We start from the raw sequence: 13,518 nt of genomic DNA, 5'->3' as shown, positions 1-13,518 counted from the left end.
CGGGCGACGGTGGGAGTTACGCCAGATGCACGACCAACCCGGGGCTGCCCCGCCGGTGTTCGTCGACGGGACCGGCCGCCGCCGTCGGCTGACCGTCGTCGCCGGTACCGCGATGGGTCTCGGCCTGCTCACGAGCCTTGGGCTGATCGCGGCAGGCCTCTTCATGGACACCTCCGTGCCGCTGCCGGGTTGGTCCGACGACAGCCGGGCGCCCCGGCCGGTGGAGGCCGGCGTGGACGGGGCCGACCAGCCGCGGGCGTCCACCGGTCCGACCGGGCCCTCTCCGGTGACCCGTACGTCGCCGCCGGTCCCCGGCCCCACGGCGACCGTCGGCGCGCGACGATCCTCGCCGCCCCCCGCCGCCACCGTGGCACCGTCCGCCAGCGCCCAGCCGGGCCGAGGCGACGAGCACCGCAACACCGCGAAGCCGAGCCGGCCACCGGGTAAGCCACAGTGACGAGGGCGCGACATGTGGCCCGGCGCGACCCTCGGGCCCACTGGCTTCTGCTCCTGCTCGGGCTGCTCCTGCTGCTCGCGGCGCTCACCGTGAACGGCCTGGTGACCGGAATCGCCGGTGGATCCGGGGTGGCGTCCGCCGAGGGTTCCGGCGCGGGCGTGCCTCCCGGCGTCGGCACGGGTGGGCCGGTGCTGCGGCTGGATGGGGACGCGCCGGTCAGTCGGGCCCTGCCGGCTCGGACCATCGCGCTGACGTTCGACGACGGGCCGGACCCGCGCTGGACTCCCCAGGTGCTCGACGTGCTGCGCCGCCACGGCGCGCACGCCACGTTCTTCGTGGTCGGGGCCCGGGTCAACGAACATCCGGAGTTGGTCCGACGGATACTCGCCGAGGGCCACGAGATCGGGTCGCACACCTTCACCCACGCGGACCTTGCCGCGGTACCGCCGTGGCGTCGTGACCTCGAACTCTCGCTGACCCGCAAGGCGATCGCCGGAGCCACCGGTCGGGAGGTAACCCTCCTGAGGCCGCCGTTCTCGTCGGTGCCGACGGCGCTGACCGGGCCGGAGTACGACGCGTTGCGCGCCGCAGCCGGTGTCGGGCACGTCGCGGTCCTCGCCGATCAGGACACCAAGGACTGGCAGCGCCCCGGCGTCGACCAGATCGCGCGGGCCGCCACCCCGAAACGGGGGCGCGGCGCGGTGGTGCTGATGCACGACGGCGGTGGGGACCGGGCGCAGACGGTGGCCGCGCTGGACCGACTGCTGCCGGCGCTGACCGATCAGGGCTACCGGTTCACCACCGTCTCCGCCGGCATCGACGCCGCGCCGTCGATGGTCGCGGCCCGCGCCGGTAGCCGCGTCAGCGGTACGGCGCTGCGGTGGACCCAGCGCGCCGCACACTGGTCGGCGCAGGTGATGAACCTGCTGCTGGCAGTCGCCCTGGTGCTCGGCGTGGCTCGCCTGATGGTGCAGGTGGTCTGCGCGCAGCGGCACGTGCGCCGGGTACGCCGCCAGCGGCACACCCGCCCGGAGGTGCGCGCCCCGGTGTCGGTGATCGTGCCGGCGTTCAACGAGGCCGCGAACATCGCCGCCACGGTCCGCTCGCTGATGGCCAGCGCGTACCCGGCACTGGAGGTGATCGTGGTCGACGACGGGTCGGACGACGGCACCGCCGGCATCGTCGAGCGGATGCGGCTACGCGGGGTACGTGTGATCCGGCAGGCCAACGCCGGCAAGCCGGCGGCCCTGAACACCGGCATCCGGGCCGCCCGGGCGAACCTGCTGGTGCTGGTGGACGGGGATACCGTCTTCCAGCCGGACACCGTGTATCGGCTGGTGCAGGGGTTCGCCGATCCGTCGGTCGGCGCGATCAGCGGCAACACGAAGGTCGCCAACCGTCGCCGCCTGCTCGGCCGCTGGCAGCACCTGGAGTACGTCATCGGCTTCAACCTCGACCGGCGGATGTACGACGTCCTGGAGTGCATGCCGACCATCCCCGGCGCGATCGGCGCCTTCCGGCGTGAGGTGCTGCTGCGGGTGGGCGGCGTGCCGTCGGACACCCTGGCCGAGGACACCGACCTGACCATGAAGGTCCTCCGGGCCGGCTGGCGGGTGGTGTACGAGGAGTCCGCGATCGCCTGGACCGAGGCGCCCTCGTCGCTACGCCAGCTCTGGCGGCAGCGCTACCGCTGGTGCTACGGCACGATGCAGGCGATGTGGAAGCACCGGCATGCGCTGCGCGAGTCGGGCGGCGGCGGCAAGCTCGGCCGACGCGGGTTGCCGTACCTCACGGTCTTCCAGGTCGTGTTGCCGCTGACCGCGCCGGCCGTCGACGTGTTCGCCGTGTACGGCCTGTTCTTCCTGCCGTGGTCGACCCTGGCTCTGGCCTGGGCCGGTCTGCTCGTGCTCCAGGCGGCCACCGCCGGGTACGCGCTGCGCCTGGACCGGGAGCGGTACGGACCGCTGTGGGCGCTGCCGTTCCAGCAGGTGATCTATCGACAGCTGATGTATCTGGTGGTGGTGCAGTCGGTGGTGACGGCGCTGATCGGCAACCGGCTGCGCTGGCAGCGCATGGTGCGTACCGGTGAGGTCGCCGCGCTGGTCGGCGCCGGCCAGCGGTGAGCCGCTGTTTCCCGGATGCGGTGGCACGTTGGGCCACCACATCCGGGATCGAGCGTCAGGCGCGGCCCAGGCGGTCCAGGATCCAGGCGTTGATGAACGCCTCCTCGCGCCAGGCGTCGTAACGACCGCTCGGGCCGCCGTGCCCGGCGCCCATCTCGGTCTTGAGCAGGTAGTCGCCCTGCGGTGCGGTCGCCCGCAGCCGCGCGATCCACTTCGCCGGCTCGGAGTAGAGCACCCGCGTGTCGTTGAGGCTGGTCACCGCGAGGATCGCCGGGTAGTCCACCGCCGTGACGTTCTCGTACGGCGTGTATGACTTCATGTACGCGTACACCTCGGGGTCCTCGAGGGGGTTGCCCCACTCCTCCCACTCCGTGACCGTCAGCGGCAGCGACGGGTCGAGGATCGAGGTGAGCGCGTCCACGAACGGCACCTGCGCCACGATCCCCGTGAAGGCGTCCGGGGCGAGGTTGGCGACCGCGCCCATCAGCAGGCCGCCGGCCGAGGCGCCCCGGGCCACCAGCCGGTCGCTGGCCGTCCAACCGGCCTTGACCAGGTGCCGGGCGCAGGCCACGAAGTCGGTGAAGGTGTTCTTCTTGGCCAGCATCTTGCCCTGGTCGTACCAGCGCCGGCCCAGCTCGCCGCCGCCCCGGGTGTGCGCCACGGCGAAGACCACGCCCCGGTCCAGCAGGGACAGTCGGGCCACCGAGAACCACGGGTCCATGCTGGCCTCGTACGAGCCGTAGCCGTACAGCTCGCAGGGCGCCGAGCCGTCCCGGGGCGTGCCGACCCGGCAGACCAGCGAGATCGGTACCCGGGTGCCGTCGTCGGCGAGCGCCCAGTCGCGGTGCTGCTCGTATTCGGCCGGGTCGTACGGTCGGCCGTCCGGCCCGGGCAGCACCGGCTTCTGCTTGCGCAGCACCATCTGCCGGGTGACCAGGTCGTAGTCGTACACCGAGTCGGGCGTGACGAGCGAGGAGTAGCGCAGGCGGACCTGCCCGGTGCGGTACTCCGGGTTGGCGTCCAGGCCCACGCTGTAGAGCGGCTCGGGGAAGTCGATGTCGTACGCGTCGTCGCTGCCGACCGACAGCACCCGCAGGCCGGTGAGCCCGTCGGTGCGCAGCGACACCACCAGGTGGTTCGCGAACGCGTCCACCGCCTCCAGGCGGGTGCCCGGGGTGTGCTCGATCAGCGGCACCCAGTCGCCCGGCGTGTCCGCCGAGGTGAACGCCAGCGCGAAGTCCTCCGCGCCATCGTTGTGCAGGATCAGGAAACGGTGGCCGTGGTGCTCCACCGCGTACTCGACGCCCTGCCGGCGTGGCGCGATCACGGCCGGAGCGCCGGTGGGGTTGCCGGCCGGGATCACCAACACCTCGCTGGTGATCTTGCTGTGGATGTCGATGAGGATGAACTTCTCCGACCGCGTCAGCTCGACGCCCACCCAGAACCGCTCGTCGTCCTCCTGGTGCACCACCACGTCGTCGGACGCGGCGGAGCCGATGGTGTGCCGCCAGACCCGGTTCGGCCGCCAGGCGTCGTCGACCGTCACGTAGAACAGCGCCGACGCGTCGGCCGACCAGGCGGTGCCGTAGAACGTGTCGGGCACCTCGTCGGGCAGCAGCTCGCCGGTGTTCAGGTCCTTCACGCGCAGGGTGAAGCGCTCGTCGCCGGAGAAGTCCGTCGAGTACGCCAGCCAACGCCCGTCCGGGCTGACGTCGAACGCGCCCAGCGAGAAGAAGTCGTGCCCCTCGGCCAGTAGGTTGCCGTCGAGCAGCACCTCCTCGCCGTCGAGCGGGGCGCCGTCCGCGCTGACCGGCGGCTCGGACTCGCCGTCGCGGACCGCGCGCCGGCAGTGCACCCCGTACTGCTGGCCCTCGATCGTGCGGGTGTAGTACCAGTACCCGCCCTTGCGGGTGGGTACCGACAGGTCCGTCTCGCGGGTGCGCTGGCGGGTCTCCTCGAACAGCTCCGCGCGCAGGGCGGCCAGGTGCGCGGTGCGCTCCTCGGTGTACGCGTTCTCGGCGGTCAGGTAGGCGATCGTCTCCGGGTCGTCCTTGGCGGCGAGCCAGGCGTACTCGTCGACGACGGTGTCGCCATGGTGGGTGCGCTCGGTGGGCACCCGCTTCGCCGCGGGCGGGGCAGTCTCGGTGGTCACGGCGGCCACGTTACCGGCCGACTCACCCTCCGTGCCGGACCAGCGGCATCCCGAACATCCCTACCCCGTCTTTAGAACACATGTACGATAGCCGGCATGGCGGCAGCAGCGAGTTCCCTCGGCCGGTCCGGAGCCCTTGAGATCACCCGGCGATTGACCGCGATCTGCGGTCCACCGTTCGCCCGACTCGCCGGCTCGGCCGACGAGGTGGCCGGGCGGCCCGCCCGCTGGGTAGCGGTGCCCGGCGGGCCGCACGCCGCGGCCGAGGTGCTGCGACTGGCCGCCGTCCACGATCTGACGGTGGTTCCCCGGGGCGCCGGCACGAAGATCGACTGGGGTGCCACCCCGACGCAGGTCGACATCCTGCTCGACACGGGTCGGCTGGCCGGCATCGGCCACGAGCCGGTGGGCGCCCCGGTGGTCGAGGTGGGCGCGGGCACTCCACTGCGGGCGGTACAGGCCACTTTGGAACGCACCGGGCAGCGGCTCGCGATGGACACCCCCTCGCCCGGCGCGACCCTTGGCGGGGTGCTCGCCGCCGGGGAGACCGGTCCACTGCGGCACCGCCACGGCAGCCCGTGCGACCAGCTCGTCGGCGTCCGCTATCTGGCCGCCGACGGTGAGCTGGTCAGCGCCGGCGGCGGCGCGCCCGGGCTCGACCTGGCCCGGCTGCTGTGTGGTTCGCAGGGCGCGCTGGGCGTGCTGGTCTCGGCGAGCCTGCGGGTGCAGCCGGTGCCCGCCAGCCGGCTCTGGGTGTCCCGGCCGGTGTGGACCCCGCTGGAGGTCCACGAGCTGATCCGGTCGATCCTCGCCGCCCGCCTCGACCCGGCGGCCATCGAGCTGGACCTGCCCGGCGGCCTGCCCCGGCCACGCAGCGTGTACCCGCCGGGCCATCCGTCCGCCACCGCCCGCGAGCGCCACCCGTCGATGTCCGGCCGGTCCGGAGCCCCCTCCCGGGCGGGCAGCCTCGTCGTGCTGCTCGAAGGCGGCCCGGCCGAGGTGAACGAACGCGCCGAACGCCTGGTCGGCCTGCTGCACGGCGAGGCGACCGTGACCCACTCGGCACCGCCGTGGTGGCGTCGTTACCCCTTCGCGCCCGGCGACACGGCACTACGGCTTGAGGTGCCGATCAGCGATCTGCACGCCGCCGTGTACGCGCTGCGCGACGCGGCCGGCGCTCCCGTGCCGGTGCGGGGCTCGGCCGGTCTGGGCGTGGTGCACGCGGCCCTGCCCGGCGCGGTGCCACCCGACCGGGTGGCGTCCATCCTGGCCGCCGTCCGCGGGGTGCTGCTGGCCCGGCAGGGCCGCTGCGTGGTCGTCTCCGCCCCGGCCGCCGTCCGACAGGCCGTCGACCTGTGGGGCGAGCTGGCCGGCCTGGCCCGGTTGGAGGCGGCCAAGGAACACCTCGATCCGGATCGCCGCCTGGCCCCCGGCCGCCTCCCCGGCGGCCTCTGAGGCCGGCCGGTACGGCCTTCGAGCCCACGCGGGCGCTACGCCGGCCCGGTGAGCCGCCGGTCAGACCGCGTCGTTGCGGAGCACCAGGACGGCGATGTCGTCCCGGGGTGGCTCGACCGAGAAGTTGATGGCGGCGGCGCGCAGGCGCGCGGCGACCACGTCGGCGGAGTAGCCGGCCAGCGGCGCGGCCGCGTCGCGCAGCCGGTCGGTGCCGAACAGCTCCCGACCGTGCCGCCGCTCGGTGACCCCGTCGGTATAGAAGATCAGCGAGTCGCCGGGGGTGAGCGTGATCTCCGTCGTCGGTGAGGTGATGGTGTCGAGCAGACCCAGCGCCGTGCCCCCGACACCGACGAACCGGGCGCCACCCGCGCCGGCCAGCAGCACCGGCCGGTCGTGCCCGGCCAGGTGCAGCGACACGTCGAGGTGGTCGCCGTCGCCCGGCCCGACCGCGGCCAGGGCCAACGTGCAGTACCGGCCGCCGCCCCGCTCGACGAGCGTCTCGTTGAGCCGGGCCAGCGCCTCCGGCAGCGGCTTGCCGTCGCCGACCAGCACCCGGATCACGTCCCGGACGAGCCCGGTGACCGCCGCCGCCTGGACGCCCTTGCCCGACACGTCGCCGATCACCACGAGCCAGCGCCCGTCCGGCAGCGGCACCACGTCGTAGAAGTCGCCACCCACCTCGGCGTCGTCGCCGGTGGGCACGTACTCGGCGGCGAAGCCGATGCCCTCCACCACCGGCAGCACGGGCGGCAGCAGGGACTTCTGGAGCGTCTGCGCCACCCGTCGGCGCTCGGCGTGGATCCGGGCGTTCTCGATCGCCAGCGCGGCCCGCCGGGCCACGTCCTCCAGGACGGCCACCTCGTCCGGGTCGTGCCGGTGCCGTTGGTGCCGGCCCACCGCGAGAGTGCCGAGTCGCTGCCCGCGGGCGATCAGCGGAACCGCGAAGCCCTCCATCGGGCCGCCGAGCGGGATCTGCGCCGCACTCCGGGACGCCTCCCGCAGCCGGGCCTGGATGGAATCCGGGCCGGTCTCCGCCAGCACCCGGTGCAGTTGTGGCAGCACCGACTCGTCGGCGTGGCTGGTCGCGGCCAGCCGCAGCCGGCCCCACTCGTCGGTCGTGTGCACGGCGCACCACTGGCCGAGGCGGGGCACCACCAACTGGGGAATCAACGCCATGGTCAGCTCGACGTCCAGCGACTGGGCCAGCAGCTCGCTCGCCTCGGCGAGGAACGTCAGCCACGCCTGCCGACGGACGTCCGCCCGGCGCAGCCGGTCGTTCTCCAGGTGCAGCGACAGCCGCTCCGCGGTGAGCACCGCCAACGGGCGGGCGTACGCCGATGGTGCGGCGTCCAGCTCCAACTCCCCGGCGTACGGGCGGTGCACGGTCAGCGGCACCCGGAGCAGTTCGCTGTCGGGGCGGGGCTGCCGGCCGAAGCGTGCCAACAACTGGCGGCCCTGCCCGTCGCCCCGGTCGAGGCGGACGGCCCCACCGGCCGCGCCGACCATCTCGGCGACCCGGCTGAGCAGGCTGGCGGCGAAGTCGGGCAGCGGGTCGTCCGCGTACATGTCGGGGGCGGTCTGCATGAGTTCGCTCATCGCGCCCGCGCTCGGCGCCGAGCCGTCGCCGGCCCCGGTGCCGGCGGCCACCGACGTGCCACCGGCGCTGGCGCCGGCACCCGGCTCGGCGCCGGGCCGGTCCAGGCGGAACCAGACGCCCTTGCCGGTCGGCAGGTACGTAGTGCCCCAGCGGCTGGCGAAGTGGTCGACGAGCAGCAGTCCGCGACCTCGCTCGGAGACCTCGTCGATCTCGGCCGTGTCGTTGCGGACGCCGACGGTCAGCTCGTCGTTGCCCGAGCTGGGCGCGAAGTCGGAGACGGTCACGGAGAGCCCGACACCGTCCGCCACGACCTCGATGTCCAGTTCGGTGCCGGCGTGCTCGACGGCGTTGGTGGTCAGCTCGGTGGTGAGCAGCAGCGCCTCGTTGACCAGGTCGTCGAGGTGCGCCTCGGTGAGGACGGAGCGGACGACCGCGCGGGCGGCGGCGGGCGTACGGCGGTCGGCGGGCAGACGGACACGCCGGACGGCCCCGTTCCGGGCCCCGGCCGTTGCGGGCCCCGCCTCGGCTGACACCCTCGTATCCTCTACCGTTCCCCGGCCAGGTGCCAAGCCGATCCGTGATCGGTGGGGGCAGCGCGGTGTCTCCGACGTGACGAGCGCCACTCGGCGACTTCTGTGTCGGGTTGGGTACCGCCGCGAGGATCCCGGGGGCCGCCGGGTTCGATCGGCGGGTCGCGCACCCTGGCACTACGGCCGACGCGGGCACAATATGGGGTGCCGGTGTGTCTGTACGGGCACGGACCCCCCCAGGTGAGCGAGGCATCATGACCACGGCGAAGCAGTCGTACGCGGATCCGTCCGCGCCCGACCAGGATGCGCTTCTCGATGAGCTGACCGAGGCGCTGCGACGGGTTCGTCGCGGTGATCTGAAGGTCCGGTTGCCCCGTCGCGCCGGCAAGGCGGGTGAGGTGGCAGACGCCTTCAACGAGGTGGTCTCGGTCCAGGAGCGTCAGTACCTGGACCTGCGGCGGATCAGCCGGATCGTCGGCCGGGACGGTCGGCTCACCGAGCGGCTCGATGACGAGGGGCTGGACGGCTCGTGGGCGGAGGGGCAGCGGGCGATCAACTCGCTGATCGACGACCTGGGCCGGCCGACGACCGAGATCGCCCGGGTCATCGTGGCGGTCGCCGACGGCGACCTGTCCCAGCACATGGCGTTGGAGATCGACGGTCGGCCGCTGCGCGGTGAGTACCTGCGGATCGGGCGCACGGTCAACACGATGGTCGACCAGTTGTCGTCGTTCTCCAACGAGGTGACCCGGGTGGCCCGTGAGGTGGGCACCGAGGGCAAGCTGGGCGGCCAGGCCGACGTGCGGGGTGTCGCCGGCACGTGGAAGGACCTCACCGACTCGGTGAACACCATGGCGTCGAACCTGACGGGCCAGGTGCGGTCGATCTCGCAGGTGGCGACGGCGGTGGCCAAGGGCGACCTGTCGCAGAAGATCACGGTCAGCGCGCGCGGTGAGGTGGCCGAGCTGGCCGCCACGATGAACTACCTGACGGACACGCTGCGGCTCTTCGCCGAGCAGGTGACCCGGGTGGCCCGCGAGGTGGGCACCGAGGGCAAGTTGGGCGGGCAGGCCGAGGTGCCGAACGTGGCGGGCACCTGGAAGGACCTGACCGACAGCGTCAACTCGATGGCGTCGAACCTGACCGCCCAGGTCCGCAACATCGCGCAGGTCTCCACGGCGGTGGCGCGGGGTGACCTGTCGCAGAAGATCACCGTGGCGGCGCAGGGCGAGATCCTGGAGCTGAAGGACACCGTCAACACGATGGTGGACCAGTTGTCGTCGTTCGCCGACGAGGTCACGCGGGTGGCCCGCGAGGTGGGCATCGAGGGCAAGTTGGGTGGTCAGGCGCAGGTGCGCGGCGTCTCGGGCACCTGGCGTGACCTCACCGAGAACGTCAACCAGTTGGCCGGCAACCTGACCAGCCAGGTCCGCAACATCTCCCAGGTCTCCACGGCCGTGGCGAAGGGCGACCTGTCGCAGAAGATCACCGTCGACGCGCAGGGCGAGATCCTGGAGCTGAAGAACACCGTCAACACGATGGTCGACCAGCTCTCGTCGTTCGCGGACGAGGTGACCCGGGTGGCCCGCGAGGTGGGCACCGAGGGCAACCTGGGCGGTCAGGCGCAGGTCAAGGGCGTCAGCGGTACGTGGCGGGACCTGACGGACAACGTGAACTCGATGGCGTCGAACCTGACCAGCCAGGTCCGCAACATCGCCTCGGTGACCACGGCGGTGGCGAAGGGTGACCTGAGCCAGAAGATCACGGTGGACGCGCGGGGCGAGATCCTGGAGCTGAAGTCGACCGTCAACACGATGGTGGACCAGTTGTCGTCGTTCGCCGACGAGGTGACCCGGGTGGCCCGCGAGGTGGGTACCGAGGGCAAGCTCGGCGGTCAGGCCCAGGTGCGTGGGGTCGCCGGCACCTGGCGCGACCTGACCGACAACGTGAACTCGATGGCGTCGAACCTGACGGCCCAGGTCCGCAACATCGCCCAGGTCTCGACGGCGGTGGCGAAGGGTGACCTGTCGCAGAAGATCACGGTGGACGCGCGGGGCGAGATCCTGGAGCTGAAGTCGACGGTCAACACGATGGTCGACCAGCTCTCGTCGTTCGCGGACGAGGTGACCCGGGTGGCCCGTGAGGTGGGCACCGAGGGCAAGTTGGGCGGTCAGGCGCAGGTCAAGGGCGTCTCCGGCACCTGGCGTGACCTGACGGACAACGTGAACTCGATGGCGTCGAACCTGACCAGCCAGGTCCGCAACATCGCCTCGGTGACCACGGCGGTGGCGAAGGGCGACCTGTCGCAGAAGATCACCGTGGACGCCCAGGGCGAGATCCTGGAGCTGAAGTCCACCGTCAACACGATGGTCGACCAGCTCTCGTCGTTCGCCGACGAGGTCACGCGGGTGGCCCGCGAGGTCGGCATCGAGGGCAAGTTGGGTGGTCAGGCACAGGTCAAGGGCGTCTCCGGCACCTGGCGCGACCTCACCGAGAACGTCAACCAGCTCGCCTCCACGTTGACCACCCAGCTACGGGCCATCGCCCAGGTGTCCACGTCGGTGACCCGGGGCGACCTGACCCAGCGGATCGCCGTCAAGGCGCAGGGCGAGGTCGCCGAGCTGAAGGACAACATCAACCAGATGATCGTCACCCTCCGGGAGACGACCAAGAAGAACGCCGAGCAGGGCTGGCTGGACTCCAACCTGGCCCGCATCGGCGGCCTGTTGCAGGGCCAGCGCGACCTCGGCGAGGTCTGCCGCATGATCATGACCGAGGTGACGCCGCTGGTCGACGCGCAACTCGGCGCGTTCTTCCTGGCCGACGACACCGACGGCAGCATGCGGCTGCGGTTGACCTCGTCGTACGGCTATGTGGCGCGGGGGCACGACGTGACCTTCGGGCCGGGTGAGGGGCTGGTCGGGCAGACCGCCCTCTCGCGCCGGACGATCCGGGTCAGCGCCCCACCGAACAGCCGCCTCACGCTGCGCTCCGGTCTGGCCGAGACACCTCCGACCGACCTGGTGGTGCTCCCCGTGCTGTTCGAGGGGGAACTCCTCGGGGTGATCGAGTTCGCCAGCGTGTCCGCCTTCTCCGAGCTGCACCTGTCGTTCCTGGAGCGGCTGGTGCTCACCATCGGCATCGCGGTCAACACCATCCAGGCCAACCGGCGTACGGAGGAACTGCTGGCCCAGTCGCAGCGGCTGGCGCACGAGATGCAGGAGCAGTCGGCGGAGTTGCAGCGCACCAACGCCGAGCTGGAGGAGAAGGCCACCCTCCTCTCCGAGCAGAAGGGCAACATCGAGACCAAGAACCGGGAGATCGAGCTGGCCCGCCTCGGCCTAGAGGAGAAGGCGCAGCAGCTCACCCGGGCGTCGGCGTACAAGTCGGAGTTCCTGGCCAACATGAGCCACGAGCTGCGTACGCCGCTGAACTCGTTGCTGCTGCTGGCCCGCCTGCTCGCGGAGAACTCGGAGCAGAACCTCAGCCCGAAGCAGATCGAGTTCGCCCGGACGATCCACGGCTCCGGCTCCGACCTCCTGCGGCTGATCGACGACATCCTCGACCTGTCCAAGATCGAGGCGGGCCGGATGGACGTCGAGCCCACCGAGATCCGCTTCACCGAGCTGCGCGGCTTCGTCGAGCAGGCGTTCGCGCCGCAGGCCGAGGAGAAGAATCTCGACTTCCAGGTACGCGTCAGCAAGGATCTGCCGCCGGCACTGGTGACCGACGCGCAGCGGTTGCAGCAGATCCTGCGCAACCTGCTTTCCAACGCGGTGAAGTTCACCGACAACGGTGCGGTGACGTTGCGGATCGCCCCGGCCGCGCCGAACGCGGTGTTCGACGTGCCGGCGCTGACGAACGCCCAGCAGGTGATCGCCTTCACGGTGATCGACACCGGGATCGGGATCTCCGACGACAAACTGTCGATCATCTTCGAGGCGTTCCAGCAGGCGGACGGCACGACCAGCCGCCGCTACGGCGGCACCGGTCTCGGTTTGTCGATCAGCCGGGACCTGGCGCGACTGATCGGTGGCACGATCACCGTCTCGTCGGCGCCCGGCCAGGGCTCGACGTTCACGTTGTTCGTACCCCAGGTCCTCGCCCCGGACGCGGTCGTCGCGCCGCAGTCGCCGTCGCCACAGCGTGCCGGGCTGCCGTCGTCGCTGCTCATGCCGCCGCTGGAGCTGTTGCCGGAGCGGCCGGAGGCGCCGGCCACCCGGCAGCTGGACGGGGCAACGGTGCTGATCGTGGACGACGACGTGCGTAACGTCTTCGCTCTGACCAGCGCGTTGGAGCTGCACGGCATGACCGTGCTGTACTCGGACAACGGGGCGGACGGCGTCCGCCTGCTGGCCGAGCATCCGGAGGTGGACATCGTGCTGATGGACGCCATGATGCCCGACCAGGACGGGTACGAGACGACCCGTCAGATCCGGCGTAACCACCGGTTCGCCGACCTCCCCGTCGTCTTCCTGACCGCGAAGGCGATGCCGGGCGACCGCGAGTCGGCGCTCGCGGCCGGGGGAAGCGATTACATCACCAAGCCGGTCGACCTCGACGACCTGATCGAGCTGATGTCGTCCTGGATCAGCGGCAGCCGCACCGAGGAGACTTCGTGACCCAGATGGCCAAGGCGCTGCTCGTGGACGACCGCCGGGAGAACCTGATGGCCCTGGAGGCGATCCTCCAGGGCCTGCCGGTCCAGTCGGTGGCCGTGGAGAGCGGCGAGGCGGCACTCAAGCAGTTGCTGGTGGACGACTTCGCGGTGATCCTGTTGGACGCGCAGATGCCGGACATGGACGGCTTCGAGACGGCCAGTCACATCAAGCGCCGGGAGCGCACCCGGCACGTGCCGATCATCTTCCTCACCGCCGCCGACCGGGACGCCCAGCTCGCTCTGCGGGGCTACCAGGTGGGTGCCGTGGACTACCTGACCAAGCCGTTCGATCCGTGGGTGCTGCGGGCCAAGGTGTCGGTCTTCGTCGAGCTGTGGGTGAAGACCCGGCAGTTGGCCGCCCAGTCGGACCTGGTGCGGGATCGCGACGCGCAGTGGCGGCGGCTCACCGACGCGGTGGACGAGGCCACCACCCTGCTCCGCTCGGACGACCGGGAGGCGCGGGACCGTGCGGTCGGGCTCCTCGAACAGGCCCGCTGGGGCAACACGGCCTGACCGGCGGCGTTCGGCAGCTCATGGCTGTGGC

Annotated in this window: 7 protein-coding genes; 5 read left to right on the top strand and 2 right to left on the bottom strand. The window is 71.8% G+C overall.

Features of this window, described 5'->3' with window-relative positions; genetic code table 11:
- Nucleotides 1-25: 25 nt before the first annotated feature.
- Together ACLQ25_RS04100 and ACLQ25_RS04095 are read left to right on the top strand one after the other, a co-directional pair.
- Entirely contained in the window at nucleotides 26-457 is a 432-nt protein-coding gene (locus tag ACLQ25_RS04100; RefSeq protein WP_425729175.1) for a hypothetical protein, read from the top strand.
- A complete protein-coding gene (locus tag ACLQ25_RS04095) occupies nucleotides 454-2,580 on the top strand; it encodes a bifunctional polysaccharide deacetylase/glycosyltransferase family 2 protein (RefSeq protein WP_425729173.1) in 2,127 nt (708 codons plus the stop codon). Before ACLQ25_RS04100 ends, ACLQ25_RS04095 begins: the two co-directional genes overlap by 4 nt.
- Nucleotides 2,581-2,635: 55 nt before the next feature.
- On the opposite strand, the gene ACLQ25_RS04090 is transcribed toward ACLQ25_RS04095, so the two are convergent.
- Nucleotides 2,636-4,732, bottom strand: a complete 2,097-nt coding sequence (locus tag ACLQ25_RS04090) for a S9 family peptidase (protein ID WP_425729171.1) — start codon at nucleotides 4,730-4,732, stop codon at nucleotides 2,636-2,638.
- A 96-nt stretch (nucleotides 4,733-4,828) separates the two neighbouring features.
- Between ACLQ25_RS04090 and ACLQ25_RS04085 the strand changes: the two genes are divergently transcribed.
- A complete protein-coding gene (locus ACLQ25_RS04085) occupies nucleotides 4,829-6,187 on the top strand; it encodes an FAD-binding oxidoreductase (RefSeq protein ID WP_425729169.1) in 1,359 nt (452 codons plus the stop codon).
- A gap of 60 nt (nucleotides 6,188-6,247) precedes the next feature.
- Here the strand turns inward: ACLQ25_RS04085 and ACLQ25_RS04080 are convergent, their stop codons facing one another.
- The gene (locus ACLQ25_RS04080) at nucleotides 6,248-8,317 is read right to left on the bottom strand and encodes a SpoIIE family protein phosphatase (protein ID WP_425729167.1); all 2,070 of its coding nucleotides are present in this window, start codon (nucleotides 8,315-8,317) and stop codon (nucleotides 6,248-6,250) included.
- Between the two features lie 251 nt (nucleotides 8,318-8,568).
- On the opposite strand from ACLQ25_RS04080, the gene ACLQ25_RS04075 reads away from it, so the two are divergent.
- Both ACLQ25_RS04075 and ACLQ25_RS04070 read left to right on the top strand, forming a co-directional pair.
- A complete protein-coding gene (locus tag ACLQ25_RS04075; RefSeq protein ID WP_357171609.1) occupies nucleotides 8,569-12,936 on the top strand; it encodes a HAMP domain-containing protein in 4,368 nt (1,455 codons plus the stop codon).
- Nucleotides 12,933-13,487: a response regulator gene (locus ACLQ25_RS04070; RefSeq protein ID WP_357133755.1), complete on the top strand. Its 555-nt coding sequence runs from the start codon at nucleotides 12,933-12,935 to the stop codon at nucleotides 13,485-13,487. The genes ACLQ25_RS04075 and ACLQ25_RS04070 overlap by 4 nt, the downstream gene beginning before the upstream one ends.
- Nucleotides 13,488-13,518 lie beyond the last annotated feature (31 nt).

Source organism: Micromonospora sp. DT44 (assembly GCF_049841635.1).
Taxonomy (GTDB): domain Bacteria; phylum Actinomycetota; class Actinomycetes; order Mycobacteriales; family Micromonosporaceae; genus Micromonospora.
The sequence above is the reverse complement of the archived record's forward strand: the minus strand, read 5'-3'. Positions and strand labels throughout refer to the sequence as shown.